Below are 25,929 nucleotides of genomic sequence, written 5' to 3' on the forward strand. Positions count from 1 at the left end.
GGAGGAGCGGCATTGGAATCAGCGGGAGAGTACGACTACATCATCGTGGGCGCCGGTTCGGCCGGTTGCGTGCTGGCCAACCGGCTCAGCCGCGACAAGGACGCCCAGGTGCTGCTGATCGAGGCGGGCGGCAAGGATGATTATGTGTGGATCCATATTCCGGTTGGCTATCTGCATTGCATCGGCAATCCGCGCACGGACTGGCTCTACCGCACCGAGGCCGACGCCGGCTTGGGCGGGCGCAGCCTGATTTATCCGCGCGGCAAAGTGCTGGGCGGCAGTTCTTCCATCAACGGCATGATTTACATGCGCGGCCAGGCCGGCGATTACGACCGTTGGGCCGCGTTGACGGGCGATCCGGGCTGGCGCTGGGATGCCGTGCTGCCCCTGTTCAAGCAAAGCGAGGATTACCACGGCGGCGCGTCGGCCATGCATGGCGCGGGCGGCGAATGGCGGGTGGAAAAGCAGCGTTTGTCGTGGAAAATCCTCGACGCGTTCCGTGACGCGGCGGAACAGGCCGGCATCGCCAGGGTCGATGATTTCAACGGCGGCGACAATGCCGGTTGCGGCTATTTCGACGTCAATCAGAAGCGGGGCATCCGCTGGAACGCATCGAAGGCTTTCCTGCGGCCCATCGCGTCGCGCCCCAACCTGACCATCATGACGGGGTGCCACGTGGAACGGTTGCTGATCGAGCCCGGTGAGCAGGGTCCGGTCTGCCGCGGTGTGCAATTCACGGGCGGCGGCACGGCGTGGACCGCGCGTGCCCGGCGCGAAACGTTGCTGAGCGCCGGCGCCATCGGGTCGCCGCAGATTCTGCAATTGTCGGGCATCGGACCGGCGCCGTTGTTAAGCGCGCATGGCATCGCACCCGTGGTCGAGCTGGCCGGCGTGGGCGGGAATTTGCAGGACCATTTGCAGTTGCGCATGGTGTACAAGGTGCGGGGGGCGAAAACCCTCAACACCATGGCCAGCACCTGGTTCGGCAAGATGAAAATTGGGCTCGAATATGCGTTGCGGCAAAGCGGGCCGATGTCGATGGCGCCGTCGCAGCTGGGCGCCTTCGCCAAATCCGATCCCGGCCTGGCCACGCCGGACCTGGAATACCACGTCCAGCCTTTGTCGCTGGAGAAATTCGGCGAGCCCTTGCACGCGTTTCCAGCCTTCACCGCCAGCGTCTGCCACTTGCGGCCCACGTCGCGCGGCCACGTGCGCATCGTCTCGGCCGATTCCCATGCGGCGCCGGCCATCGCGCCGCATTACCTGAGCACGGCGGACGACCGCAGGACGGCCGCCGCCGCGTTGGCATTGACGCGCCGCATCGTGGCCGCGCCCGCGTTGCAGGCGTTCGCGCCGGAGGAGTTCAAGCCGGGCTTGCATTGCCGGACCGAGGAGGAGCTGGCGCAGGCGGCCAGCGCCATCGGCACCACGATCTTCCATCCGGTGGGAACGTGCAAAATGGGACGGTCCGACGACGCGACGGCGGTGGTCGATTCCAGTTTGCGCGTGATCGGCGTACGGGGCTTGCGTGTGGTGGATGCGTCAATCATGCCGAATATCACTTCCGGGAACACCAACTCTCCCACTATGATGATTGCGGAGAAAGCCGCCGGCCTGATTCATGCCGCTTGGAAAACCCGGTAAGAGAATGTCGTTTTTTTCATGATTTTTGCCGCACATTTGATAGGCGTGGATCAAAAATCAATGGTAGTTATACTGTATTGTTAGCCAATTTGTTAGTGTGTATGATCTGAAAAAAATTTGTAGTTTGCAAAGAATAACTAGGAGACAGGATGTCCAGCGTTATCTTGGAAACAAAGAATTTGACCAAGGAATTCAAGGGGTTCACGGCGGTTAATGACGTGAATCTGAAGGTGCAGCGCGGCCACATCCACGCCTTGATCGGCCCCAATGGCGCGGGCAAGACGACGTGCTTCAACCTGCTGACCAAATTCCTGGTCCCCACCTCCGGCCAGATCCTGTTCAACGGCAAGGACATCACGGCCGACAAGCCTGCCCAGATCGCCCGCATGGGCGTGATCCGCTCCTTCCAGATTTCCGCCGTCTTCCCCCACCTGACCGTGCTGCAGAATGTGCGCATCGGCCTGCAACGCCAGCTCGGCACCAGCTTCAATTTCTGGCAAAGCGAACGCAGTTTGTCCAAGCTCAACGCGCGCGCGATGGAATTGCTGGCGGAAGTGGATTTGACGGAATTCGCCGACACCATCACCGTCGATATGCCCTACGGCCGCAAGCGGGCGCTGGAGATCGCCACCACGCTGGCGATGGAACCGGAACTGATGCTGCTCGATGAGCCGACCCAGGGCATGGGGCATGAGGACGTGCACCGGGTGACGGAACTGATCAAGAAAGTGTCGACCGGCCGCACCATCCTGATGGTCGAACACAACATGAAAGTGGTGTCCGGCATCTGCGACAAGATCTCCGTCCTGCAGCGCGGCGCCATGCTGGCCGAGGGCAGTTACGCGGAGGTGTCGAGCAATCCGCAGGTGATGGAAGCGTACATGGGTACGGAAGCCGCGGTGCTGGAAGGAGCGCACTGATGACGGCCGCACTGGAAATATCCAACCTGCAAGCCTGGTACGGCGAATCCCACATTTTGCACAACGTGGACCTGAAGGTGCAGCCGGGCGAGGTGGTCACGCTGCTGGGCCGCAATGGCGCCGGCCGCACGACGACCATGCGCGCCATCATGGGCCTGACGGGCGCGCGCAAGGGCTCGATCAAGGTCAACGGCGTGGAGGCGATCGGCTTGCCGACCCACAAGGTGGCCCACCTCGGCATCGGCTACTGCCCGGAGGAGCGCGGCATCTTCTCGTCGTTGTCGACCGAGGAAAACCTGATGTTGCCGCCGCATTTGGCCACCGGACAGCCGGGCATGTCGGTGGCGGAAATCTATGCGATGTTCCCCAACCTGGAGGAGCGCAAGCACAGCCAGGGCACCCGGCTGTCGGGCGGCGAGCAGCAGATGCTGGCCGTGGCCCGCATCCTGCGCACGGGCGCGCGGCTGTTGCTGCTCGATGAAATTTCCGAGGGCCTGGCGCCCGTCATCGTGCAGGGCCTGGCCCGCATGATCACCACGCTCAAGGCCAAGGGCTACACCATCGTCATGGTGGAACAGAATTTCCGTTTCGCCGCGCCGCTGGCGGATCGGTTTTATGTGATGGAACACGGGCAGATCGTGGAGACCTTTGTTGCGTCTGAATTGAGCGCCAAGATGCCGGTGTTGACCGAGCTACTGGGCGTGTAGTGCCGTTGTATTGCTGACTAACAAAACCAATCCTGAACGGAGACAAGAATATGAAACTCAAGACCATCGCCATCGCCGCCACCACCGTCTGCGCCATGGGGCTGTCCTATGCCGCGCAAGCCCAGGTTTCGGGCGATACCATCAAGATCGGTTTCATCACCGATATGTCCGGCCTGTATTCCGATATCGACGGGCCGGGCGGCGCCGAAGCGATCAAGATGGCGATCGCCGACGCCGGTGTGGTCATCCCCGGCAAGAAGGTCGAGTTCATTTCCGCCGACCACCAGAACAAGGCCGACATCGCCGCCTCCAAGGCGCGCGAGTGGTTCGACCAGCAGGGTGTGGACCTGCTGATCGGCGGCACCAACTCGGGCGCCAACCTGGCCATGGCCAAGGTCGCGGCCGAGAAGAAGAAAGTGTTCATCTCGATCGGCGCCGGCTCGGCCCGTTTGACGAACGAGGAATGCACGCCCTACACCGTGCACTACGCCTACGACACCGTGGCGCTGGCGCGCGGCACGGGCGGCGCCATCGTCAAGCAGGGCGGCAAGACCTGGTACTTCCTGACGGCCGACTACGCGTTCGGCCAGTCGCTGGAGAAGGATACGGCCGACGTGGTCAAGGCCAATGGCGGCAAGGTGCTGGGCAGCGTCAAGCATCCGCTGTCGGCCTCGGACTTCTCGTCCTTCCTGCTGCAGGCGCAATCGTCGGGCGCGCAGATCCTGGGCCTGGCCAATGCCGGCGGCGACGCCATCAACGCGATCAAGGCGGCCAACGAATTCGGCATCACCAAGAAGATGAAGCTGGCCGGCTTGCTGATGTTCATCAACGACATCCACTCGCTGGGCCTGAACCTGACCCAGAACATGTACCTGACCGACAGCTGGTACTGGGACATGAATCCCGAAACCCGCGCCTGGGCCAAGCGCTACTTCGACAAGATGAAGAAGGAACCGTCGAGCCTGCAGGCGGCCGACTATTCGGCCGTGGGCACCTACCTGAAGGCGGTCAAGGCCATGGGCACGGATGACTCGGCCAAGGTGATGGCGCATCTGAAATCGACCAAGATCAGCGACATGTACACGAAGGCCGGCGAGATCCGTCCCGACGGCCGCATGGTGCACGACATGTACCTGATGGAAGTGAAGAAGCCGTCCGAGTCCAAGTATCCATGGGACTACTACAAGGTGGCCGCCGTGGTGCCGGGCGCCCAGGCCTACGTGACCAAGGCCGAATCCAAGTGCTCGCTGTGGAAATAAGCTGACGGGGCGCGCGGCGCCCCGCCCGCATCGTGCTGTTTGCCGCCGGCCCCGCGCCGGCGGCGTTTTCCTGTTCACCCTCACCGCGCGCGGTGATACTAGACTGTGATCTCATGGATATATTCGGCGTTCCTCTGCCCGCGATGCTGAGCCAGTTGCTGCTGGGCCTGGTCAACGGCTCGTTCTACGCCATGCTGTCGCTGGGCCTGGCGGTCATCTTCGGCTTGCTGAACGTGATTAACTTTTCCCACGGCGCGCTGTACATGATGGGCGCCTTCCTGGCCTGGATGGGCATGAGCTACCTGGGCCTCAATTACTGGGTGATGCTGGTGCTGGCGCCCGTGCTGGTGGGCGCGTTCGGCATCGTCATCGAGAAGACCATGCTGCGCTGGCTCTACAAGCTGGACCACCTGTACGGCCTGCTGCTGACGTTCGGCATCACCCTGATCGTGGAGGGCGTGTTCCGCTCGTTCTACGGCGTGTCCGGCCAACCGTTCGAGGTGCCGGAACTGCTGGCCGGCGCCACCGACCTGGGCTTCATGGTGCTGCCCAACTACCGGGCCTGGGTGGTGGTGGCGTCGCTGGCCGTGTGCCTCACCACATGGTTCGTGATCGAGAAGACCAAGCTGGGCTCCTACCTGCGGGCCGGCACGGAAAACCCGAAACTGGTGGAAGCGTTCGGCGTCAACGTGCCGCTGATGGTGACCATGACCTATGGCTTCGGCGTGGCGCTGGCCGGCTTCGCCGGGGTGCTGGCGGCGCCCATCATCCAGGTGTCGCCGCTGATGGGCTCCAACCTCATCATCGTCGTGTTCGCCGTCGTGGTGATCGGCGGCATGGGTTCCATCATGGGCTCCATCCTCACCGGCCTGGGACTGGGCGTGATCGAAGGTTTGACGCGCGTCTACTACCCCGAAGGATCGGCCACGGTGGTGTTCGTGGTGATGATCATCGTGCTGCTGCTGCGTCCCGCCGGCCTGTTCGGCAAAGAAAAATAAAGAGGTCACGCATGAACAAGAATACAGGCTACGCAATCGCCTTCGCCATCGCCCTGGCCGCGCCGTTCGTCGGCTATCCGGTGTTCCTGATGAAGCTGCTGTGCTTCTCGCTGTTCGCGTGCGCGTTCAATCTGCTGATCGGTTTCACGGGCCTGCTGTCGTTCGGCCACGCGGCCTTCTTCGGCGCGGCCGGCTATGTGGCCGGCAACGCGCTCAAGGTGTGGGGGCTGCCGGTCGAGCTGGGGCTGCTGGCGGGGGCGGGCGCGGCCGCCGTCGTCGGGCTCGTGATGGGCGCGCTGGCCATCCGTCGCCAGGGGATCTACTTCTCGATGATCACGCTGGCGCTGGCGCAGATGGTGTACTTCGGCTGCCTGCGCGCGGGCGAGCTGACCGGCGGCGAGGATGGCTTGCAGGGTGTTCCACGTGGAAAGCTGCTGGGCATGCTCGATCTGGACAATGACCTGGCGCTGTACTACGTGGTGCTGGCCATCGCCGTGGGTGGTTTCGCGCTGATTGTGCGCACCGTGCATTCGCCGTTCGGACAGGTGCTCAAAGCCATCAAGGAGAACGAGCCGCGCGCCATTTCGCTCGGCTACGACGTGGACAGGTACAAGCTGCTGGCCTTCGTGCTGTCGGCCACGCTGGCCGGGCTGGCGGGCGCCACCAACACGCTGGTGCAGGGCTTCGAGACGCTGACGGACGTGCACTGGAGCATGTCCGGCCTGGTGATCCTGATGACGCTGGTAGGGGGCATGGGCACGCTGGCCGGCCCCATCCTGGGCGCCATGATCATCATCGCGCTGGAGAACAAGCTGGGCGACCTGGGCGGCTTTTTGGCCGGCCACACCGGCATCGACTGGTTCAACCAGCTGGGTGATGCCGTGAGCATGGTGACGGGCTTGATCTTCGTGGCCTGCGTGTTGTTGTTCCGGCGCGGCATCGTCGGGGAGTTTGTGGCCCGCTTCGGGGCCAACGGCGGCGGCAAGCACGCCTGATGTAGCAACCGGCGCCGGACTTCCTGTCCGGCGTTTTTTCTTGCAATATTGTCTTTGTATCTAGCTTCTGGCCTGGATGGGCGAACTCGTCCCTGACCTGCCTGCACGGGCCGGAAATCCACTTCGAACCGAAGAAAGAGGAAGACATGAAACGCACACTGACGAAATTCGCCGCGCTGGCCGGCGCCGGCGCGGCGCTGGCCTCCTGCGGCAGCAACGAGCACATGCCCGACGAGCTGAACACGCTGCCGTCCTATCTGGGCGCCATCACCAGCACCACCTACGACGGCGCCAGCGATGACTTGCTGACGGGCGGCCTGGGCAAGACCGGGCTGGCGGCCGCCGCGCCGGCCTACGCCGATCCCCTCAATCCCACCGCCGCGGAACTGCGCCGCAACGCGATCTGGGCCAACTACCGGGCCGTGCTCGACATCAACGCCAACAGCGGCTACGGCACGCTGTACGGCCCCAATGTGGACGCCAAGGGCAATGTGACGACCAGCGAAGGCAAGGTGGCCGGCACCGAGTACCTGGCCTATGCCGACGATGGCACCGGCAACCAGAACGTGACGCTGATGGTGCAGGTGCCGGCCGGCTTCGATCCCGACCATGCCTGCATCGTCAGCGGCACGTCGAGCGGCTCGCGCGGCGTGTACGGCGCCATCGGCAGCGCCGGCGAATGGGGGCTGAAGAACAATTGCGCGGTCGCCTATGCCGACAAGGGCAGCGGCACCGGCCTGTACACGTTCGACGACGACAGCGTGAACTTGCAGAACGGCGTAAGGGCCACGCGCACGGCCGCCGGCAAGAACGGCAATTTCGCGCCGGTGCTGAGCGATGCCGACCGGGCCGCGTTCGCCAAACTGACGGGCCGCGTCGCCTTCAAGCATGCCCACTCGCAACAGAATCCGGAGAAGGATTGGGGCAAGTTCACGCTGCAGGCGATGGAATTCGCGTTCTACGTGCTCAATGAAAAGTACGGCGTGCTGGCGTCGGACAACAAGAGCCACATCGTGCGCCTCACGCCGCACAACACGGTGACGATCGCGTCGAGCATCTCGAACGGCGCCGGTTCCGCGCTGCTGGCGGCGGAGCAGGACACCAAGGGCCTGATCGGGGGCGTGGCGGCGACCGAGCCGCAGATCCAGCCCAAGACCACGACCGGCTATACCGTGCGGCAGGGCGGCACCCCGGCGACGGCCCAGGGCAAGTCGCTGTTCGACTACTCCACCTATGCCGCGCTGTACCAGCCCTGCATCGCCGGCAGCGCGGTACGCTGCACCGCGCTCACGGCCAAGGGCTTGCTGGTGGCGGGCGATCTGGCCGCCCAGCAGGCCGACGCCAAGGCGCGCCTGAAAGCCTACGGCTGGCTGCCCGATTCGGACGTGCTGCAGGCGGCCCATGCCGGCACCAACATCCTGGTGGCGGTGACGTACGCAAATGCGTACGGCAAGTTCTCCGTCACGGACAAGGTGTGCGGCTTCTCGTTCGCGCAGGTCGACGCGACGGGCTTGCCGGTGGCGTTCACGGCCGCGCAGAAGGCGTCCAGCTACGCCACCCAGAACGGCATCATCGGCAGTGTGATCTATGAGAACTCGGCGGACGGCATCCCCAAGGTGTACACGGCCGGCATCTCGCCCAGCAACGGTCAGGCCGACCAGTCGCTTGACGGTTTCCTGTGCCTGCGCGCGTTGGCCACGGGCATGGACCCGGTCACCGGCGGCGTGCTGGACGTGGGCTTGCAGGCGCAGAGCGCGCGCGTGCGGGCCGGCATGGCCGAGGTGGCCGCGACCGGCAATCTGCATGGCAAACCCGCCATCATCGTGCAGGGCCGCAGCGACACGCTGATTCCCGTCAACCACGCATCGCGCGCCTACCTGGGCCTGAACGCGGCGGCGGAGGGCGCCACCAGCAAGCTGCGCTACATTGAAGTGACCCACGCCAATCACTTCGACTCGTTCACCAACGCGCTGCCGGCCAATATCGTGCCCTTGCATGTCTACCTGTTCCGGGCGCTCGACGCGATGTACGCCAGCCTCAAGACCGGCTCGTCGTCGTCCTTGCCGCCGTCGCAGGTCGTGCGGACGGTGACGCGGGCCGATGCCACCACGCCGATCACCATCGCCAACGTGCCGCCGATCGCCGCGACGCCGGCCGCCGGTGACGCGATCAATGTGACGGGAACGGTGGTGGACGTGCCGAACTGAGACGGGCTCGGTTGAAGTGGGGCGGGGGACGTAACAGGTGTTACGTCCCCTTTTTCTTGATGGCGTTACGGTCGCATTTCGTTAGAGCGCGGCGGCGTAGATGGCGCGGGCGTCGGCGCGGGTGACGGGGCGCGGGTTGTTGCCGAGCAGCCGGGTCTGCAACATGGCTTCGTCGGCCAGGCGGTCGAGGTCGCTCTCCTGGATGCCGACTTGCTGCAAGGTGCGTTCTATCCCCGTGATGATGGCAAATTGTTGCAATGCAATAATCAGCGCTTCCGTTCGTGCTTCCTCGCTGCCGCTCGCCTGCGGCACGACGATGGCCGCCAGTTCCGCGTACAGGCCGCTCGCTTGCGGCGCGTTGAAGCGCAGCACGTGCGGCAGCACGAGCGAGTTCGACAGGCCGTGTGGCACGTGGAACAGCCCCCCGATCGGATAGGCCAGCGCGTGCACGGCGGCCACGGGCGCGTTGGAGAACGCCTGCCCGGCCAGCATCGCGCCCAGCAGCATGGCCTGGCGCGCCGCCAGGTCGCCGCCGTTCTCGCAGGCGTGGATCAGGTTGGCCGACAGCAGGCCGAGCGCCTGCCGGGCCAGCATGTCGGACACGGGATTCTTCTTGTGGCGGCTGGTGTAGGCTTCGATCGCATGCACCATGGCGTCGATGCCGGTGGCGGCCGTCACCATGGCGGGCAGGCCCAGCGTCAGCTCCGCGTCGAGGATGGCCAGGTCAGCGTACAGCTGCGGCGCGACGATGCCCATCTTGGTGGTGGCGCCGGTGGTGACGATGGCGATGTTGGTGACCTCCGACCCGGTGCCGGCCGTGGTGGGAATCTGCACCAGCGGCAGCCGCGTGCCGCTGACATTGCCGATGCCGTAGATGGCGCTCAATTGCTGGCTATCGTCGGCCAGCACGGCGATCAGCTTGGCCACATCCATCGAACTGCCGCCACCGAAGCCGATGATGATGTCGCTCTCGTCGGCGCGCGCGGCGGCGACGGCTTCCTGTATCACCTGTTCGGGCGGGTCGGACACCACGTCGGAATACACGCGCACATGCAGGCCGGCCGCTTGCAGGCTGGCCATCGGCGTGTCCACCAGGCCGGTCTTGAGGAAGCCGGGGTCGGTGACGAGCAGGGCGCGGCGGGCGGTGGGGAAGCGCTGGCTGAGCAGTTCGCCCAGCTGGCGCGTGGCGCCCGGTTCGGAAATGATCTGTGGGACGGTGCTGAATGCGAACGCTGGAATATCGTGCATGGCTGTTTCCGCAGGTTATGGATTTCACATGAAGCTTACACCAAGCAGGCAACTATGCGTAATCGGCATGGGGCTGCCTGTTGGTTTGATGGGGCCCGGCCTTGCCGACGCGGCTGAACGGTCTGGCCGGGGCCATGCCCATGGCTCGTCCTGGAAGGTAACTATGCAGGATCGGCATGAGCTTTGCGCGGGGCGTGACGCATTTCTTCCGTACAATATGGCCCTTGTTTTCTTGTTTAGATAGGGCGGGCGATGGTTGATTATCTGGTGTTGGGTGTGGCTGCGTTCGGCGCGGGACTGGTGGATGCGGTGGTGGGCGGCGGCGGCCTGATTCAGATTCCGGCCCTGTTCTCGGTGTTCCCGAACATGGCGCCGGCCACGCTGATCGGCACCAACAAGCTGGCCAGCATCTGCGGCACCAGCGTGGCGGCGGCCAGCTATGCGCGCCGCGTCAAGATCGCCTGGTCGACGGCGGCGCCGGCGGCCATCGCGGCGCTGGTGTTCGCGTTCGCGGGCGCCTACACGGTGACCAAGGTGTCGCCCGATTTCATGCGCGCGCTGCTGCCGTTCATCCTGCTGGCGGTGGCCGTCTACACCTTCGCGCGCAAGGATCTGGGCAGCGTGCATGCGCCCATGCACAGCGGCGCCAAGGAACAGGCGCTGGCGCTGGGCGTCGGCGCCTGCATCGGTTTCTACGACGGCTTCTTTGGCCCGGGCACGGGCAGCTTCCTCGTGTTCCTGTTCGTGCGCGTGTTCGGCTTCGATTTCCTGGGCGCGTCGGCCGTGGCCAAGATCGTCAACGTGGCCTGCAACTTCGCGGCGCTGCTGTGGTTCGGCTACAGCGGCCACCTGGTCTGGCAACTGGGCGCGATGATGGCCGTGGCCCAGATAGGCGGCTCCATCGTCGGCTCGCGCATGGCGCTCAAACACGGCAGCGGATTCGTGCGCAAGCTGTTCCTGGTGGTGGTGGCGGTGCTGATCTGCAAGACCGGCTACGACGCCATCCTCCGCTTAGCATAGATTGTTCCACGTGGAACATGGGGCGCCACCGGAAGGGGCGCCCTTTTTTGTTTTTCGCGTGCCAAAAATCGTCACACTTGGCTCACTTCGGCGCTGTTCCACGTGGAACAATTTATGCCCGGTTTGATGAAAATTTGTGCTGAAAAAATTCGCAGCTGGAAAAAGACTCTATAATCTGACCTCAATCCCTTCGCATTTACCAATTCCATCATGTTATTTCCTACTGAATTCGACGTCATCGTGGTCGGCGGTGGTCACGCCGGTACCGAGGCCGCCCTCGCTTCCGCCCGCATGGGGCAGAAGACTCTGCTGTTGACGCACAACATAGAGACGCTGGGCCAGATGTCGTGCAACCCGTCCATCGGCGGCATCGGCAAAGGCCATCTGGTCAAAGAAGTCGACGCCATGGGCGGTGCGATGGCCATCGCCACCGACGAGTCGGGCATCCAGTTCCGCATCCTCAATTCCTCCAAAGGCCCCGCCGTGCGCGCCACCCGCGCCCAGGCCGACCGCATGTTGTACAAGCAGGCCATCCGTTCGCGGCTGGAGAACCAGCCCAACCTGTGGCTGTTCCAGCAGGCCGTGGACGACCTGATGGTGGAGGGCGACCGCGTGGTCGGCGCCGTCACCCAGATCGGCCTGAAGTTCGCGGCGCGCGCCGTGGTGCTGACGGCCGGCACTTTCCTCGACGGTAAGATCCACGTCGGCCTGCAAAACTACTCGGCCGGCCGCGCCGGCGACCCGCCCGCGATCTCGCTGTCGGCCCGCCTGAAGGAACTGAAGCTGCCGCAGGGCCGCCTCAAGACCGGCACGCCGCCGCGCATCGACGGCCGCAGCATCGACTTCGCCGCCATGACGGAACAGCCGGGCGATCTCGATCCGGTGCCGGTGTTCTCCGTCATGGGCAACGCGGCCATGCACCCGCGCCAGATGCCGTGCTGGGTCACGCACACCAACAGCCAGACGCACGACATCATCCGCGCCGGCCTGGACCGCAGCCCCATGTACACGGGCGTGATCGAGGGCGTCGGCCCCCGTTACTGCCCGTCCATCGAGGACAAGATCCACCGCTTCTCGTCCAAGGAATCGCACCAGATCTTCCTGGAGCCGGAAGGCTTGACCACCAATGAGTTCTATCCGAACGGCATCTCCACCAGCCTGCCATTCGACGTGCAGCTGAACCTGGTGCGCTCGATGAAGGGCATGGAGAACGCCTTCATCCTGCGTCCCGGCTATGCCATCGAATACGATTATTTCGACCCGCGCGGCCTGAAGGCGTCGCTGGAAACCAAGGCCATCTCCGGCCTGTATTTCGCGGGCCAGATCAACGGCACCACCGGCTACGAGGAAGCGGCCGCGCAAGGCATGCTGGCCGGCATCAACGCGGCCCTGCAGACGTCGGGCCGCGAGGCGTGGACGCCGGGCCGTTCCGAAGCCTACCTCGGCGTGCTGGTCGACGACCTCGTCACCCAGGGCGTGCAGGAACCGTACCGCATGTTCACCAGCCGCGCCGAGTACCGCCTGAGCCTGCGTGAGGACAATGCCGACATGCGCCTGACGGAAATCGGCCGCAAGCTCGGCTGCGTGGGCGACGCCCAGTGGGCAGCGTTCGACCGCAAGCGCGAAGCCGTGGCGCAAGAGCTGGAACGGCTGCGTTCCACGTGGGTCAACCCGCGCATCCTGGCGGCGGCGGAATCGGAGCGCGTGATCGGCCAGGCCATCGAGCGCGAGTATTCGCTGGCCGACCTGCTGCGCCGTCCCGGTGTCGCCTACGATAAGCTGATGAGCATGTCCGGCGTGGATGGCCGCGAGCTGGCCGGTCCCGGCGTGAGCGACGATGCCGTGCGCGAGCAGGTGGAAATCCAGCTCAAGTATTCGGGCTATATCGACCGCCAGACGCGCGAAGTGGAGCGCCACGAGCACTACGAAAACCTCAAGCTGCCGGAAGCGTTCAACTACCTGGACATCACGGCCCTGTCGGTGGAAGTGCGGCAAAAGCTGCACGCGCAGCGGCCCGAAACGTTGGGTCAGGCGTCGCGCATTTCCGGCGTGACGCCGGCCGCCATTTCGCTGCTGCTGGTGCATTTGAAGAAGGCCGGTTACGGCGGCTTCGCCACCCTCAAGGATGAGGTGGCTTGATGAAGGTGTTCGACCGTAACGCGCTGTCGCAGGTACTGAACGACGGCATCAAGGCCATGCACCTGGACCTGGGTGCGCAGCAGGTGGAACAGCTGCTCGACTACCTGGCGCTGCTGAACAAGTGGAACAGTGTGTACAACCTGACGTCGGTGCGCGATCCGATGCAGATGGTGACCTTGCACGTGCTCGATTCGCTAGCCGCCGTGCCCGCCTTCGCGGGCGCGCGCAACGTGCTGGACGTGGGCGCGGGCGGCGGCTTGCCCGGCATCGTGCTGGCCATCGCGCGGCCGGACATGAAAGTGTCGATGATCGACACCGTGCACAAGAAAACGGCCTTCCTCAACCAGGTGAAGGCGGAGCTGGGGCTGGCCAACGTGACCGTGTACACGATGCGGGTGGAACAGCTGCAGGTCAAGCAGCCGTTCGACGTGATCACCTCGCGGGCCTTCGCGGACCTGTCCGACTTCGTCAACTGGTCGGGGCACCTGCTGGAGCAGGGCGGCCAGTTCATCGCCTTGAAAGGGGTGGCCCCGGCCGAGGAGCGCGAGCGACTGCCAGCGCCATGGAAAGTGAGCAAATTGCAGCCTTTGGAGGTGCCGGGGCTGGGCGCGGAGCGCCATCTGGTGTTCATCGCCAAAACTGAGTAAACGATTTATAAGGTATAAATGGTTTATTCAGTATAAACAGTATAAATCGTTTATACCGTAGTAATAGTATAAATAATATTAATCGTATCGCCGGACATCCCACGAGGGTGGCCGCGCAGATACGGCAACTCCTGATAAGAATATACATGGCGAAAATTTTTTGCGTAGCGAATCAAAAGGGCGGCGTGGGCAAGACCACCACCAGCGTCAACCTGGCGGCCGGCCTGGCCAAGCTGGACCAGCGCGTGCTGCTGGTGGACCTGGACCCGCAGGGTAACGCCACCATGGGCGCCGGCATCAACAAGGCAGGACTGAAGGCCTCCACCTACGAGGTGATGCTGGGCGAGTCCGATGTCGCCAGCGCGCGCCAGCGTTCGGAGGCGGGGCGCTTCGACGTGCTGCCGTCCAACCGCGAACTGGCCGGCGCCGAGGTGGAGATGGTGGAGCTCGACAATCGCGAGCGCCGCCTCAAGGATGCGCTGGCGCTGGTCGACAAGGACTACGAGTTCATCCTGATCGATTGCCCGCCCGCGCTGTCGATGCTGACGCTGAACGGCCTGTGCGCCGCGCACGGCGTGATCATCCCCATGCAGTGCGAGTACTACGCGCTGGAGGGCTTGTCGGACCTGGTCAACACCATCAAGAAGGTGCACGCCAACCTGAATCAGGACTTGAAGATCATCGGCCTGCTGCGCGTGATGTTCGATCCGCGCATGACGCTGTCGCAGCAAGTGTCGGCCCAGCTCGAGCAGCACTTCGGCGACAAGGTATTCAACACCATCATCCCGCGCAACGTGCGGCTGGCCGAAGCGCCGTCGTATGGTCTGCCGGGCGTGACGTTCGATCCATCCTCGAAGGGCGCGCAGGCATACATCGCGTTCGGCGCCGAGATGGTGGAACGCATCAAGAAAATGTAAGGGACGTTTTTAGCATGGCAACCAAAAAACTCAAGGGCCTCGGTCGCGGCCTGGACGCGCTGCTTGGCGGTGACGGCGATCTGAACAATCCGGCGCTGGGCACGCCATCCGAATTGCCCGTCTCGCAAATGCAGGCCGGCAAGTACCAGCCCCGGACCCGCATGGACGAGGGCGGCCTGCAGGAACTGGCCGCCTCGATCAAGACCCAGGGCATCATGCAACCGATCCTGGTGCGTCCGGTGGGCAAGGACAAGGCCAGCGGCCAGACCAGGTACGAGATCATCGCCGGCGAGCGCCGCTTCCGCGCCGCACAAATCGCGGGCCTGGAACAGCTGCCGGTGCTGGTGCGCGATGTGGACGACCAGGCCGCCGCCGCCATGGCGCTGATCGAGAACATCCAGCGCGAGGACTTGAATCCGCTGGAGGAAGCGCAGGGCATCCACCGCCTGATCACGGATTTCAGCTTCACCCATGAACAGGCGGCCACGGCCGTCGGCCGTTCGCGCAGCGCCGTCAGCAATCTGCTGCGCCTGATGAATCTGGCAACGCCGGTGCAAACCATGCTGATGGCGGGCGACATCGACATGGGCCATGCGCGCGCGCTGCTGGCCGTGGACGCGGCCACCCAGATCACGCTGGCCAACCTGGTGGTGGCCAAGCGTCTTTCGGTGCGGGAAACGGAAAAGCTGGTCAACAAGACGCTGGAGGAGCAGAAGGCCCAGCCGTCCGAAAAAGCCCAGAAGGAGAAGTCGGGCGACATCCTGCGGCTGGAGGAGGAACTGTCCGACGCGCTGGCCACGCCGGTCGTGTTCAAGATGGGCACCAAGGGCCGTGGTCAAATGATCATCGACTTCGCCGACCTCGACATCCTCGACGGCGTGCTGGCCCGCTTGCGCGCCTGACCCGCGGCGCGGCAGACATGCCATAAAAACAAGGCGCCTCCGGGCGCCTTGTTTTTTGATATTCAGTTGCCTTAACTATTGCTTCACAGATAACATGGCGGCCTGCAGTGCCAAAATGAAATGTTACTGTTGGATAAATCCCACCGTGGCGACATTTCTGCCCGAATTTGTTGCAAACCGGCCCCGCTGTCAGTTTCACATAAGCAAAAACCCATAAAATACCGGCTCGACATCAGCGCCCCAAAAAGGTGCAAACTTTAGTTATATGGTTCTAAAAGCGTCTCTTTCAAGCCGCAAATGCTCTGCTGCGGTGCAGCAATGTTTGACGCTAGTACGTAAAGACACTTATAATCCCGTGTCTTTGGTATATCGGCATCTCTAGGAAACCGGCTCGTGAGTGATACAACACAAAGTATTTCGCGGCCCGTGTACCGAGTTGTCGCCCTCCAGTTGGTTATCGCCACTGGATTTTCGTTGCTCGTGGGAACCATGGGCGGCGCGCTGAAAGGTTGGTCGGCCGCATACGGCGGAGGGATCGCAGTCATCGGGAGTCTGATGTACGCGATGATCGTCGCGGGCGGCTCAAATGACGCCAACCGAGCATTTCGGACGCATATCCGCGCCGAAGTCGTAAAGATTTTTATCACGGTAGTGCTGTTCGTACTGGCACTGGCGCTGTTTCAGTCGGCCTCTTGGTTATGGCTGATCTTAGGTTTCGCGGTGGCAACCCTGGCTTACTGGTTTTCACTGCTCGCAGTTTAATCACCAAAATCTATTACTTATATGACCACAGAACACGCTGTTGAGGCGGCCCACGGGGCGCCGGCGAATGCCACCGAATACATTCAACACCACCTGAGCCACCTGCACGACACCAATGGCATGTGGAATCTGGACACGTTCTGGATTTCCGCTTTCCTGGGCCTGGTGTTCCTGGGTGTGTTCTGGCTTGCTTCGCGTCGCGCCACGGCCGGCGTGCCGGGCAAGCTGCAAAACTTCGTCGAAGCCGTGATGGAACTGGTCAACGACGTCGTCAATTCCGCTTTCCACGCCAAGAGCAACGTGATCGCGCCGCTGGCCATCACCATCTTCGTGTGGGTCTGGCTGCTCAACGCCATGGACTTCCTGCCGGTCGACCTGCTGCCCAAGCTGTTCAGCTTCGTGGGCGTGCACAAGCTGCGCGTGGTGCCCACGGCCGACGTCAATCACACCTTCGGCATGTCGTTCGGCGTCATGCTGTGCATTATTGGTTTCTCGATCAAGGCCAAGAGCCTGGGCGGCTGGTTCAAGGAACTGCTGACGGCGCCATTCCACGCGCATGGCTTCATGGCCATCGTGCTGGCGCCCGTCAACTTCATCTTCCAGATGATCGAGCTGCTGGCAAAACCACTGTCGTTGTCGCTGCGACTGTTCGGCAATATGTACGCCGGCGAACTGATCTTCATTCTGATCGCTCTGCTGCCATGGTGGGCGCAGTGGCTGCTCGGTGGTCCATGGGTCATCTTCCACATCCTGGTGGTGACTCTGCAAGCGTTTGTGTTTATGGCGTTGACTGTTGTGTACCTGAGCCTCGCGGTTGAGAAGCACTAAGCAACAAATCATTTTCATTTTTTGGTATCTGTAGTCTTTTTTAAAATCTTAGGAGAAATAAATGCAAGCTCTGATCGCACAAGTACAAGGCATGACCGTTCTGGCAGCAGCTATCATCATCGGCCTGGGCGCCATCGGCACCGCACTCGGTTTCGCCATTCTGGGCGGCAAGTTCCTGGAAGCGTCGGCACGTCAACCTGAACTGATGCCACAACTGCAAACCAAACTGTTCGTTATCGCCGGTCTGCTGGACGCGATCTCGATGATCGGCGTCGGTGTTGCCCTGCTGTACACCTTCAACAACCCGTTCCTGACCGCCGTCATCGCCGCTGCTGGTAAGTAATCTGCTCCAACCCTAGGAGAAACTTTTAGTTAGGAGCAAAGGTATGGACATCAATATGTCGCTCATCGGCCAGATGATCACCTTCGCGGTGTTGGTCTGGGTTTCGATGAAGTTCGTATTTCCAGCGCTGAACACGGCGCTGGATGAGCGTGCCAAGCGTATCGCCGACGGTCTGGCCGCCGCCGACCAAGGCCAGCAAGCCATGGTCGTGGCAGAGAAGCGTGCGGCCGAAGCACTGGCCGGTGCACGCGAAGAAGCTTCGCAGCGCGTTGCGGACGCCGAAAAGCGTGCCCAACTGGTCGCGGAAGAAATCAAAGCGAACGCACAAGCCGAAGCGGACCGCATCATTGCGCAAGCCAAGGCAGACGCCGATCAGCAAGTGGCCAAGGCTCGCGAAGCACTGCGCGCTCAGGTGGCTGACCTGGCTGTCAAGGGCGCCGAGCAAATCCTGAAGCGCGAAGTATCGGCAGCGGCCCACGCCGAACTGCTGTCGCGCCTGGCTGTCGAGCTGTAATCATGGCAGAAAACGCAACCGTCGCCCGTCCCTACGCGGAAGCCCTGTTCCGCGTAGCCCAAGCAGGTAAGGAATCGTTCAGCCTCGCGGCGTGGTCCGAACTGGTGTCCGAATTGGCCCAGATCGGTACCCACCCCGAGGTACAAGCGTTCGCCCGCAATCCGAAAGTGTCGGAGAGCGATGTGATCGCCGCTATCGCCGCCCTGGTGAAGTCGCCGCTGAATACGGAAGCCAAGAACTTCCTGGCGATGCTGGTCGAGAATGGCCGCATCAGTCTGCTGCCGGAAATCGGCGCGCAATTCCAGCTGTTGAAGAACAGCGTGGAAGGTGCGGCGGATGCAGCCATCTCCAGCGCCTTCGAGCTGAGCGCGGCGCAAGTGGCCGAGCTGGTCGCGACGCTGGAAAAGAAATTCAGCCGCAAGCTCAATCCGGCCGTCACGGTTGATCCATCGCTGATCGGTGGCGTGCGCGTGGTGGTGGGCGATGAAGTGCTCGACACTTCGGTCCGCGCCAAGCTGCAGCAAATGCGTGCTGCGCTGGTGGCCTAAGGGACCGCCCGCTTAGAACAGATTCTTCCCCTCGCGCAAGCTGAGAGAAACACTTTTAGGAGTTAGTATGCAACTCAACCCATCTGAAATCAGCGAGCTGATCAAGAGCCGGATCCAAGGCCTTGATGGCGGCGCTGAAGTGCGCAACCAAGGCACGGTTATTTCCGTCGCCGACGGTATCTGCCGCATCCACGGCCTGTCCGAAGTGATGCAAGGCGAGATGCTGGAATTCCCTGGCAACACCTTCGGTCTGGCGATGAACCTGGAGCGCGACTCCGTCGGCGCCGTGATTCTGGGTGCTTACGAGCACATCTCGGAAGGCGACACGGTCAAGTGCACCGGCCGCATTCTGGAAGTGCCGGTCGGTCCTGAACTGCGCGGCCGTGTGGTCAACGCACTGGGCCAGCCGATCGACGGCAAAGGCGCCGTGGAAGCCAAGCTGACTTCGCCGATCGAGAAGATCGCCCCCGGCGTGATCGCCCGTGAATCCGTGTCGCAGCCTATGCAGACCGGCCTGAAGTCGATCGACGCCATGGTGCCTATCGGCCGCGGCCAGCGTGAGCTGATCATTGGCGACCGCCAGACCGGTAAGTCGGCTGTCGCCGTCGATGCGATCATCAACCAAAAAGGCCAGGGCATGACGTGTATCTACGTCGCCATCGGTCAAAAAGCATCGACCATCAAGAACATCGTGCGTTCGCTGGAACAGCACGGCGCCATGGAGTACACCATCGTTGTGGCCGCATCGGCCGCCGAATCGGCCGCCATGCAGTACATCTCGGCCTACTCCGGCTGCACCATGGGCGAATACTTCCGCGACCGCGGCGAAGACGCCCTGATCGTCTACGATGACCTGTCCAAGCAAGCCGTCGCCTACCGTCAGATCTCGCTGCTGCTGCGCCGCCCACCAGGCCGCGAAGCGTACCCAGGCGACGTGTTCTACCTGCACTCGCGTCTGCTGGAACGCGCGGCCCGCGTCAACGCCGACTACGTCGAAGCCTTCACCGGCGGCGCAGTCAAGGGCAAGACCGGCTCGCTGACCGCACTGCCGATCATTGAAACCCAGGCAGGCGACGTGTCGGCCTTCGTGCCAACCAACGTGATTTCGATCACCGACGGTCAGATCTTCCTGGAAACCTCGCTGTTCAACTCGGGTATCCGTCCTGCGATCAACGCCGGTATCTCCGTGTCGCGCGTCGGTGGCGCCGCCCAGACCAAGGTCATCAAAAACCTGTCCGGCGGTATCCGTACCGACCTGGCGCAGTACCGTGAACTGGCTGCGTTCGCGCAGTTCGCTTCCGACCTGGACGAATCGACCCGCAAGCAGCTGGACCGTGGCGCCCGCGTGACGGAACTGCTGAAGCAGGCCCAGTACTCGCCGCTGTCGATCTCGCTGATGGCCGCCTCGCTGTTCGCCGTGAACAAGGGCTACCTGGACGACGTCGCCGTCAAGAAAGTACTGCCATTCGAAGCCGGTCTGCATTCGTACCTGAAGACCAAGCAAGCTGCGCTGCTGGCCAAGATCGAAGAAACCAAGCAACTGGACAAGGACGGCGAAGCTGCGCTGTCGGCCGCCATTGCTGATTTCAAGAAATCCGGCGCATTTTAAGCATACGGCGGCCCCCCGTCACGACGGCGGGCCGCCCCCAGCGCAGAAGGAGTAAGGACTCATGGCAGTAGGCAAAGAGATACGTGGCAAGATCAAGAGCGTAGAGAATACGAAGAAGATCACCAAGGCGATGGAAATGGTCGCCGCATCGAAAATGCGCAAGGCGCAGGATCGCATGCGCGCCGCCCGTCCCTACAGTGACAAGATTCGTAATATCGCCGCCAATCTGGCGACCGCCAATCCGGAATACACGCACCCGTTCCTCGCTGAAGAGCAGAGCACGGCGGCAAAGGCAGTGGGCTTCATCATCGTCACGACCGACAAGGGTCTGTGCGGTGGCTTGAACACCAACGTGCTGCGCCTGGTGACGACCAAGTCGCGCGAGCTGGAAACGGCTGGCAACAAGATTGTAGCGGTAGCTATCGGTAACAAGGGTTTGGGGTTTTTGAATCGCGTAGGCGTTCCTGTGGTGGCCCAGGCCACCCAGATCGGCGACACGCCGCACCTGGACAAGCTGATCGGACCTGTCAAGGTCATGCTCGAGCAGTTCCAGAACGGCCAGCTCGACGCCGTCTACCTGTGCTACACCAAATTCATCAACACGATGAAGCAGGAACCGATGGTGGAGCAGCTGCTGCCCCTGCCAGCGGGCAAGAAGCAGGCCGACAAAGGTAACCATTCGTGGGATTACATTTACGAGCCCGACGCTGCGACCGTGATCGATGAGCTGCTGGAGCGCTATGTGGAAGCGCTGGTGTACCAGGCGGTGGCGGAAAACCTGGCGTCCGAGCAATCGGCGCGTATGGTGGCGATGAAGTCGGCCAGCGACAACGCAGGCAATGTGATCGGCGAACTGAAGCTGATCTACAACAAGACGCGCCAAGCTGCGATTACCAAAGAACTCTCTGAAATCGTTGCCGGTGCGGCTGCGGTTTAAATACGAATTTAACTATATTTGAAGGAACGAACATGGCTGATGGCAAAATCGTTCAGTGTATCGGCGCTGTGGTGGACGTTGAGTTTCCACGCAACGCGATGCCCAAGGTATTCGATGCCTTGAAAATGGAAGGCTCCGAGCTGACCCTGGAAGTTCAACAACAGCTGGGCGACGGCGTGGTCCGTACCATTGCTCTGGGTTCGTCCGACGGTCTGCGTCGCGGCATGAGCATCCAGAACACCGGCAAGCCGATCATGGTGCCCGTGGGTAAAGCAACCCTGGGCCGCATCATGGACGTGCTGGGCAACCCGATCGACGAATGCGGCCCGGTCGCGCACGACCAGCTGGCTTCGATCCACCGCACGCCACCTGCCTACGACGAGCTGTCGCCATCGCAGGATCTGCTGGAAACCGGCATCAAGGTGATCGACCTGGTGTGCCCGTTCGCCAAGGGCGGTAAAGTGGGTCTGTTCGGCGGTGCAGGTGTGGGCAAGACCGTGAACATGATGGAACTGATCAACAACATCGCTAAAGCGCACTCGGGTCTGTCCGTGTTCGCCGGTGTCGGTGAGCGTACCCGTGAAGGTAACGACTTCTACCACGAAATGGCCGACGCCAAAGTGGTGGACCTGGAAAACCCCGCCAACTCGAAAGTGGCGATGGTCTACGGTCAGATGAACGAACCACCAGGCAACCGTCTGCGCGTGGCGCTGACCGGCCTGACGATCGCGGAATCGTTCCGTGACGAAGGCAAGGACGTGCTGTTCTTCGTCGACAACATCTACCGCTTCACGCTGGCCGGTACCGAAGTGTCGGCACTGCTGGGCCGTATGCCTTCCGCCGTGGGTTACCAGCCTACCCTGGCCGAAGAGATGGGCCGTCTGCAAGAGCGCATCACCTCGACCAAGACCGGTTCGATCACCTCGATCCAGGCCGTGTACGTCCCTGCGGATGACTTGACCGACCCGTCGCCAGCGACCACCTTCGGTCACTTGGATTCGACCGTCGTGCTGTCGCGTGACATCGCCTCGCTGGGTATCTACCCCGCCGTGGATCCGCTGGACTCGACCTCGCGCCAGCTGGACCCGCTGGTCGTGGGCCAGGACCACTACGACACCGCCCGCGCCGTGCAAGGCACGCTGCAGCGCTACAAGGAACTGCGTGACATCATCGCGATTCTGGGTATGGACGAACTGGCACCGGAAGACAAACTGCTGGTGGCCCGCGCCCGTAAGATGCAGCGTTTCCTGTCGCAGCCGTTCCACGTTGCTGAAGTGTTTACCGGCGCGCCTGGTAAATACGTTTCGCTGAAGGACACGATCAAGGGCTTCAAGATGATCGCCTCCGGCGAACTCGATCACCTGCCAGAACAAGCGTTCTACATGGTCGGCACGATCGAAGAAGCCATCGAAAAAGCCAAGAAGCTCAACTAATCATTGAGTCTGGCGCGGTCCCGCCCCCGGGCGGGACCGCAACAACCCGACAGGACACACATGGCAAACACTATTCACGTTGACGTGGTTTCCGCCGAAGAGCTGATCTTCTCCGGTGAAGCCGAATTCGTCGCGTTGCCGGGCGAACAGGGCGAGCTGGGTATCTATCCCAAGCACACGCCGCTGATCACCCGCATCCGTCCGGGCGCGGTGCGCATCCAGGTACCAGGTCAAGCCGAAGAGGAGTTCGTCTTCGTCGCTGGTGGCCTGCTGGAAGTGCAGCCGACCGCCGTGACGGTGCTGGCCGACACCGCGATCCGTGGTCACGATCTGGACGAAGCGAAAGCGACGGCCGCCAAGAAGCTGGCCGAGGAAGCACTGGCCAACAACACCGGCGCCATCGACTACGCCAAGGCGCAAGCCGAACTGGCAAGCGCGATCGGCCAGCTGGCCGCCATCGCCAAGCTGCGCGCGAAGCACTAAGCGTCGTCACGCGGCACACAGGAAAGGCAGCTTCGGCTGCCTTTTTTTATGGCCGCTCCGCCGCCTCGCGTGCTGAATAAATCGCCAATCTTCTTGTTTTTACAAGACATTGGCGATCCTTCGCGGTATCGTATCGCTTCCTTTTGAATAATTTTGGAGGCCACGATGACCCGCCACGTCACCCTGTACCATTCGCCCCAATCGCGCTCCGCCGGCACGCTCGCCCTGCTGCATGAATTGCGGGCCGACTACGAGCTGCATGTGCTGAACCTGAAGCAGCAGGAGCAGCGCGCGCCCGCCTATCTGGCCGTTAATCCGCAGGGCAAAGTGCCGGCCATCGTGCACGATGGCGCGCTGGTGACCGAGCAGGTCGCCATCTACCTGTACCTGGCCGACCTGTACCCGGAGGCGGGTCTGGCGCCGGCCATCGGCGACCCGCTGCGCGGCCCGTATCTGCGTTGGATCGCCTACTACGGCTCGTGCTTCGAGCCGGCCCTGATCGACCGCGCCATGAAACACGAGCCGGTGCCGCAATCGACCTGCCCCTACGGCGATTACGACACCATGCTGAAGACGCTGACGGACCAGCTGGAGAAAGGCCCCTATCTGCTGGGCGACAAGTTCACCGCGGCCGACGTGCTGTGGGGCTCGGCGCTGAACTGGACCACGGCGTTCGGCCTGGTGCCCAAGCTGCCCGTGATCACCGCCTACATCGACCGTGTCAACAGCCGGCCCGCCTTCGTGGCGGCGGCGAAGCAGGACGCGGAATTGCTGGCGGCGCAGGGTTAGCCGTTCATCGGCCCCGGTGCGCTCAGGCCATCGACCGGACGGGAGGCGCGCGCCGGGCCAGGTGCACGGCGCGCGATCGGGGTTGCAGCGCGTCTGCGATGATAGCGAGCGCTAACTCCGGCTGCGCGGCGCCGCACATGAAGATGTCGGCGGCGGCGAAGCCCGCTTCCGGCCACGTATGGATGGAGATGTGGGACTCGGCCAGCAGCACCACGCCCGTCACCCCCAGGCCGGCGCCGAAGCCGTGGAAATGGCTGTGCAGCACCCGCGCGCCGGCCGCGTCCGCCGCGGCGCGCAGCAGGCGCTCCATCGCCGCGCAATCGCACAGTTTGTCGGCGGCGATGCCGCCCAGGTCGGCCAGCAGGTGGGTGCCGGCCGCCTGGTGCGGGCCGGGCGCAGCGGGGTGGGGCGATCGCATGGCCGTTTCCTTATTTATGGCCGCCGCCGCCCGAGCCACCGCCGAAGCCGCCGCCGCCGCCGCCCGTGTGGGAACTCCAGCTGCTGCCGCCGCCGTAGCTGCTGCCGCCAAAGCCGCGCATCCACGTCGAGCATGACGTGAACAGCGTGACGACCAGGGCGTAGATGACATATTTGCTCATGTTGTTATGATTTTTTGCTGTCGTCGTTGGCGTCGAGGAACACGGCCGGCAGGTACAGCGCCAGCGCGCCCAGCGCGCTCAGGGCCCAGGTGCGGGAGAAGTTGGCGAGCAGCGGCACGGCGTTGATGGCCAGCATGACCATGATGAATTTCTTGGCGACGTCCTGATAGCGCTGATGCTGGAACGGCGTCCCCGGCGCAGGCGCGCGGCCGTGGAACTGGGGGCCGAACCAGGCCCGCAGCTGATCGACCGGCACCGGCGAGGAGCGCGACCATGTCATTTCCGCGTCCGTGGTCTCGACGGCCAGCCGCACCTGGCCGCTGGCGAACTCGGCCACATGGCAGTGGTCGCCCACCTGCACCCGCCAGTTGAAGGCACCGGCCGCGAACGTGACCCGCGCGCCGTATTCGTACAGTTTGCGGAAGGCCGACTTATCCACAATCACATCCTGCCCGGACGGCCCGCCGAACTGCGGCCACTCCGGCATCACGTTGGCGCGCCACCAGCCCTCGTCCGTCTCCACCAGCCACGAAAAACCGGCGCGCGGCGCGTACAGCAGGTATTCGGTCCACTGGTTGCCCTCGTCGTCGGCGCGCCGCATGACGCCGATGGCCGTGTATTCCTGATTGTTGAGCTTGGCCTGGGCGCCCAGTTCCAGCGTGGTGGCCACGGTGGCCACCCGCTCGCCGGCCGCCAGCACCTGCGCCTTGGGGCTGGCCGCGTCGACCTGCGCCTGGCAGGCGGGGCAGACCAGGTGGGCCGTCATGCCGGGCAGATATTTGATGGGGCTGCCGCAGGACGGGCAGTCGAGCGCATCGAGCTTGCCCCGGTAGCGGCCGGCGCTGCGCTGGATCTGGTCTTCGTCGCGCAGCAACTGGCATTGCAGGCTGTCGAGCGTGACGGCCACGCCGGTGTAGACGACGGGGCGCGGGCCGTCCGAATAGTCGAGCGTGAGGAAGCTGGCGCCGCGCCGGAAATCCGCCACCTTGGCCTGCCAACCCTGGCCCACCTTGAACGGCAGCTCGCCCTGGCCGCCGATGCAGTCGGCCGTGCGGATCTCGGCCGCCGTGTAGTACTCGCCGGCGATCGGCAGGTTGCGCCCCGGCGCCAGTTGTTCGAAGGCGGGCAGGGGGCCGTCCACCTGGCGCTCGGTGGTGACGACGTACATGCCGGACGAATCGCCGAGCCAGGCCGTGGCGCCGTCGTCGAACAGCAGATACCACTCGTTCCACAGGCCGGCGTCGTAGCGCAGCTGGATGCGTCCCACGGCCGTGAAGGCGCGGCCACCGAGCACGCCGGCCGTGCCGATCTGGATCGGCGAGTAGTCCTCCAGCACGGACGACATCTTGCCCAGGTCCTTGACGGCGTCGGCGTCCTTGAGCACGGTGGTGCTGCAGTACTCGCACACGGCCATGACCGAGGCGTGCGAACGGAACTTGACCTCCGCCCCGCAGCTGGGACAGGAAACGATTTGCATGTAG

26 protein-coding genes are annotated in these 25,929 nt (G+C 63.2%); 22 read left to right on the top strand and 4 right to left on the bottom strand.

What is annotated here, in order from left to right; translation table 11 throughout:
• Positions 1 to 12: 12 nt before the first annotated feature.
• The 7 genes from AC1RQG_RS00285 (at position 13) to AC1RQG_RS00315 (ending at position 8,730) form a co-directional block, all read left to right on the top strand.
• The gene (locus AC1RQG_RS00285; protein ID WP_493127154.1) at positions 13 to 1,644 is read left to right on the top strand and encodes a GMC family oxidoreductase; all 1,632 of its coding nucleotides are present in this window, start codon (positions 13 to 15) and stop codon (positions 1,642 to 1,644) included.
• A gap of 149 nt (positions 1,645 to 1,793) precedes the next feature.
• Positions 1,794 to 2,564, top strand: coding sequence for an ABC transporter ATP-binding protein (locus tag AC1RQG_RS00290; RefSeq protein ID WP_493127156.1), 771 nt, complete (start codon positions 1,794 to 1,796; stop codon positions 2,562 to 2,564).
• Positions 2,564 to 3,271 (top strand): ABC transporter ATP-binding protein, encoded by a 708-nt coding sequence (locus AC1RQG_RS00295; protein ID WP_493127158.1) that lies wholly within the window; start codon positions 2,564 to 2,566, stop codon positions 3,269 to 3,271. Before AC1RQG_RS00290 ends, AC1RQG_RS00295 begins: the two co-directional genes overlap by 1 nt.
• 50 nt (positions 3,272 to 3,321) lie before the next feature.
• Positions 3,322 to 4,530 carry an ABC transporter substrate-binding protein gene (locus AC1RQG_RS00300; protein ID WP_493127160.1) on the top strand — a complete coding sequence of 403 codons (1,209 nt, stop codon included), beginning with the start codon at positions 3,322 to 3,324 and terminating at the stop codon, positions 4,528 to 4,530.
• 113 nt (positions 4,531 to 4,643) lie between these two features.
• The gene (locus AC1RQG_RS00305; RefSeq protein ID WP_493127162.1) at positions 4,644 to 5,528 is read left to right on the top strand and encodes a branched-chain amino acid ABC transporter permease; all 885 of its coding nucleotides are present in this window, start codon (positions 4,644 to 4,646) and stop codon (positions 5,526 to 5,528) included.
• A gap of 11 nt (positions 5,529 to 5,539) precedes the next feature.
• Positions 5,540 to 6,523 carry a branched-chain amino acid ABC transporter permease gene (locus AC1RQG_RS00310; protein ID WP_493127164.1) on the top strand — a complete coding sequence of 328 codons (984 nt, stop codon included), beginning with the start codon at positions 5,540 to 5,542 and terminating at the stop codon, positions 6,521 to 6,523.
• Between the two features lie 146 nt (positions 6,524 to 6,669).
• Positions 6,670 to 8,730, top strand: a complete 2,061-nt coding sequence (locus AC1RQG_RS00315) for a 3-hydroxybutyrate oligomer hydrolase family protein (RefSeq protein WP_493127166.1) — start codon at positions 6,670 to 6,672, stop codon at positions 8,728 to 8,730.
• An 81-nt stretch (positions 8,731 to 8,811) separates the two neighbouring features.
• On the opposite strand, the gene AC1RQG_RS00320 is transcribed toward AC1RQG_RS00315, so the two are convergent.
• Positions 8,812 to 9,969, bottom strand: a complete 1,158-nt coding sequence (locus AC1RQG_RS00320; RefSeq protein ID WP_493128205.1) for an iron-containing alcohol dehydrogenase — start codon at positions 9,967 to 9,969, stop codon at positions 8,812 to 8,814.
• A gap of 261 nt (positions 9,970 to 10,230) precedes the next feature.
• Between AC1RQG_RS00320 and AC1RQG_RS00325 the strand changes: the two genes are divergently transcribed.
• The 15 genes from AC1RQG_RS00325 to AC1RQG_RS00395 all read left to right on the top strand — a co-directional run bounded on the left by AC1RQG_RS00325 (position 10,231) and on the right by AC1RQG_RS00395 (position 23,849).
• The gene (locus AC1RQG_RS00325; RefSeq protein ID WP_493127168.1) at positions 10,231 to 10,998 is read left to right on the top strand and encodes a TSUP family transporter; all 768 of its coding nucleotides are present in this window, start codon (positions 10,231 to 10,233) and stop codon (positions 10,996 to 10,998) included.
• A gap of 210 nt (positions 10,999 to 11,208) precedes the next feature.
• Complete coding sequence (mnmG, locus tag AC1RQG_RS00330) at positions 11,209 to 13,137, top strand: tRNA uridine-5-carboxymethylaminomethyl(34) synthesis enzyme MnmG (RefSeq protein WP_493127171.1); 1,929 nt, start codon at positions 11,209 to 11,211, stop codon at positions 13,135 to 13,137.
• Entirely contained in the window at positions 13,137 to 13,784 is a 648-nt protein-coding gene (gene rsmG, locus AC1RQG_RS00335; protein ID WP_493127173.1) for a 16S rRNA (guanine(527)-N(7))-methyltransferase RsmG, read from the top strand. The genes mnmG and rsmG overlap by 1 nt, the downstream gene beginning before the upstream one ends.
• A gap of 146 nt (positions 13,785 to 13,930) precedes the next feature.
• Positions 13,931 to 14,701 (top strand): ParA family protein, encoded by a 771-nt coding sequence (locus tag AC1RQG_RS00340; RefSeq protein ID WP_182151637.1) that lies wholly within the window; start codon positions 13,931 to 13,933, stop codon positions 14,699 to 14,701.
• 14 nt (positions 14,702 to 14,715) lie between these two features.
• Entirely contained in the window at positions 14,716 to 15,603 is an 888-nt protein-coding gene (locus tag AC1RQG_RS00345) for a ParB/RepB/Spo0J family partition protein (RefSeq protein WP_493127175.1), read from the top strand.
• Positions 15,604 to 15,996: 393 nt separating this feature from the next.
• The gene (locus tag AC1RQG_RS00350) at positions 15,997 to 16,365 is read left to right on the top strand and encodes an ATP synthase subunit I (RefSeq protein ID WP_493127177.1); all 369 of its coding nucleotides are present in this window, start codon (positions 15,997 to 15,999) and stop codon (positions 16,363 to 16,365) included.
• A gap of 21 nt (positions 16,366 to 16,386) precedes the next feature.
• Positions 16,387 to 17,193 (top strand): F0F1 ATP synthase subunit A, encoded by an 807-nt coding sequence (atpB, locus tag AC1RQG_RS00355; RefSeq protein WP_493127179.1) that lies wholly within the window; start codon positions 16,387 to 16,389, stop codon positions 17,191 to 17,193.
• Positions 17,194 to 17,254: 61 nt separating this feature from the next.
• On the top strand, positions 17,255 to 17,536 hold the full coding sequence (gene atpE, locus AC1RQG_RS00360) for a F0F1 ATP synthase subunit C (protein ID WP_173593628.1): 282 nt from the start codon (positions 17,255 to 17,257) through the stop codon (positions 17,534 to 17,536).
• Between the two features lie 43 nt (positions 17,537 to 17,579).
• Positions 17,580 to 18,050, top strand: coding sequence for a F0F1 ATP synthase subunit B (locus AC1RQG_RS00365; RefSeq protein WP_493127181.1), 471 nt, complete (start codon positions 17,580 to 17,582; stop codon positions 18,048 to 18,050).
• A gap of 2 nt (positions 18,051 to 18,052) precedes the next feature.
• Positions 18,053 to 18,598 (top strand): F0F1 ATP synthase subunit delta, encoded by a 546-nt coding sequence (locus tag AC1RQG_RS00370; protein WP_493127183.1) that lies wholly within the window; start codon positions 18,053 to 18,055, stop codon positions 18,596 to 18,598.
• 67 nt (positions 18,599 to 18,665) lie between these two features.
• The gene (gene atpA, locus AC1RQG_RS00375) at positions 18,666 to 20,207 is read left to right on the top strand and encodes a F0F1 ATP synthase subunit alpha (protein WP_493127185.1); all 1,542 of its coding nucleotides are present in this window, start codon (positions 18,666 to 18,668) and stop codon (positions 20,205 to 20,207) included.
• A gap of 61 nt (positions 20,208 to 20,268) precedes the next feature.
• Positions 20,269 to 21,144: a F0F1 ATP synthase subunit gamma gene (atpG, locus tag AC1RQG_RS00380; RefSeq protein ID WP_493127187.1), complete on the top strand. Its 876-nt coding sequence runs from the start codon at positions 20,269 to 20,271 to the stop codon at positions 21,142 to 21,144.
• Between the two features lie 32 nt (positions 21,145 to 21,176).
• A complete protein-coding gene (gene atpD, locus AC1RQG_RS00385; RefSeq protein WP_492714425.1) occupies positions 21,177 to 22,577 on the top strand; it encodes a F0F1 ATP synthase subunit beta in 1,401 nt (466 codons plus the stop codon).
• Between the two features lie 60 nt (positions 22,578 to 22,637).
• Complete coding sequence (locus tag AC1RQG_RS00390) at positions 22,638 to 23,060, top strand: F0F1 ATP synthase subunit epsilon (protein ID WP_182151627.1); 423 nt, start codon at positions 22,638 to 22,640, stop codon at positions 23,058 to 23,060.
• Positions 23,061 to 23,225: 165 nt separating this feature from the next.
• Entirely contained in the window at positions 23,226 to 23,849 is a 624-nt protein-coding gene (locus AC1RQG_RS00395; protein WP_493127190.1) for a glutathione S-transferase family protein, read from the top strand.
• Positions 23,850 to 23,871: 22 nt separating this feature from the next.
• On the opposite strand, the gene speD is transcribed toward AC1RQG_RS00395, so the two are convergent.
• From speD to AC1RQG_RS00410, 3 genes are read right to left on the bottom strand one after another with little or no spacing between them, the layout of a single operon-like run.
• Positions 23,872 to 24,267 (bottom strand): adenosylmethionine decarboxylase, encoded by a 396-nt coding sequence (gene speD / locus AC1RQG_RS00400; protein WP_493127192.1) that lies wholly within the window; start codon positions 24,265 to 24,267, stop codon positions 23,872 to 23,874.
• A 10-nt stretch (positions 24,268 to 24,277) separates the two neighbouring features.
• Positions 24,278 to 24,448 carry a hypothetical protein gene (locus tag AC1RQG_RS00405; protein WP_493127194.1) on the bottom strand — a complete coding sequence of 57 codons (171 nt, stop codon included), beginning with the start codon at positions 24,446 to 24,448 and terminating at the stop codon, positions 24,278 to 24,280.
• A gap of 4 nt (positions 24,449 to 24,452) precedes the next feature.
• Complete coding sequence (locus AC1RQG_RS00410) at positions 24,453 to 25,925, bottom strand: DUF4178 domain-containing protein (RefSeq protein WP_493127196.1); 1,473 nt, start codon at positions 25,923 to 25,925, stop codon at positions 24,453 to 24,455.
• Positions 25,926 to 25,929 lie beyond the last annotated feature (4 nt).

This window comes from Rugamonas sp. GW822-FHT03B10, from assembly GCF_058801745.1.

Bases quoted from the DNA above. Each gene is read 5' to 3' on its own strand.
- speD (WP_493127192.1), bottom strand. From the start codon at position 24,267: ATGCGATCGCCCCACCCCGCTGCGCCCGGCCCGCACCAGGCGGCCGGC.
- rsmG (WP_493127173.1), top strand. From the start codon at position 13,137: ATGAAGGTGTTCGACCGTAACGCGCTGTCGCAGGTACTGAACGACGGC.
- atpA (WP_493127185.1), top strand. From the start codon at position 18,666: ATGCAACTCAACCCATCTGAAATCAGCGAGCTGATCAAGAGCCGGATC.
- AC1RQG_RS00410 (WP_493127196.1), bottom strand. From the start codon at position 25,925: ATGCAAATCGTTTCCTGTCCCAGCTGCGGGGCGGAGGTCAAGTTCCGT.
- atpD (WP_492714425.1), top strand. From the start codon at position 21,177: ATGGCTGATGGCAAAATCGTTCAGTGTATCGGCGCTGTGGTGGACGTT.
- AC1RQG_RS00405 (WP_493127194.1), bottom strand. From the start codon at position 24,448: ATGAGCAAATATGTCATCTACGCCCTGGTCGTCACGCTGTTCACGTCA.
- AC1RQG_RS00310 (WP_493127164.1), top strand. From the start codon at position 5,540: ATGAACAAGAATACAGGCTACGCAATCGCCTTCGCCATCGCCCTGGCC.
- AC1RQG_RS00305 (WP_493127162.1), top strand. From the start codon at position 4,644: ATGGATATATTCGGCGTTCCTCTGCCCGCGATGCTGAGCCAGTTGCTG.
- mnmG (WP_493127171.1), top strand. From the start codon at position 11,209: ATGTTATTTCCTACTGAATTCGACGTCATCGTGGTCGGCGGTGGTCAC.
- AC1RQG_RS00315 (WP_493127166.1), top strand. From the start codon at position 6,670: ATGAAACGCACACTGACGAAATTCGCCGCGCTGGCCGGCGCCGGCGCG.
- AC1RQG_RS00390 (WP_182151627.1), top strand. From the start codon at position 22,638: ATGGCAAACACTATTCACGTTGACGTGGTTTCCGCCGAAGAGCTGATC.
- atpE (WP_173593628.1), top strand. From the start codon at position 17,255: ATGCAAGCTCTGATCGCACAAGTACAAGGCATGACCGTTCTGGCAGCA.
- AC1RQG_RS00395 (WP_493127190.1), top strand. From the start codon at position 23,226: ATGACCCGCCACGTCACCCTGTACCATTCGCCCCAATCGCGCTCCGCC.
- AC1RQG_RS00290 (WP_493127156.1), top strand. From the start codon at position 1,794: ATGTCCAGCGTTATCTTGGAAACAAAGAATTTGACCAAGGAATTCAAG.
- AC1RQG_RS00295 (WP_493127158.1), top strand. From the start codon at position 2,564: ATGACGGCCGCACTGGAAATATCCAACCTGCAAGCCTGGTACGGCGAA.
- AC1RQG_RS00370 (WP_493127183.1), top strand. From the start codon at position 18,053: ATGGCAGAAAACGCAACCGTCGCCCGTCCCTACGCGGAAGCCCTGTTC.
- AC1RQG_RS00345 (WP_493127175.1), top strand. From the start codon at position 14,716: ATGGCAACCAAAAAACTCAAGGGCCTCGGTCGCGGCCTGGACGCGCTG.
- AC1RQG_RS00300 (WP_493127160.1), top strand. From the start codon at position 3,322: ATGAAACTCAAGACCATCGCCATCGCCGCCACCACCGTCTGCGCCATG.
- AC1RQG_RS00325 (WP_493127168.1), top strand. From the start codon at position 10,231: ATGGTTGATTATCTGGTGTTGGGTGTGGCTGCGTTCGGCGCGGGACTG.
- AC1RQG_RS00365 (WP_493127181.1), top strand. From the start codon at position 17,580: ATGGACATCAATATGTCGCTCATCGGCCAGATGATCACCTTCGCGGTG.
- atpG (WP_493127187.1), top strand. From the start codon at position 20,269: ATGGCAGTAGGCAAAGAGATACGTGGCAAGATCAAGAGCGTAGAGAAT.
- atpB (WP_493127179.1), top strand. From the start codon at position 16,387: ATGACCACAGAACACGCTGTTGAGGCGGCCCACGGGGCGCCGGCGAAT.
- AC1RQG_RS00340 (WP_182151637.1), top strand. From the start codon at position 13,931: ATGGCGAAAATTTTTTGCGTAGCGAATCAAAAGGGCGGCGTGGGCAAG.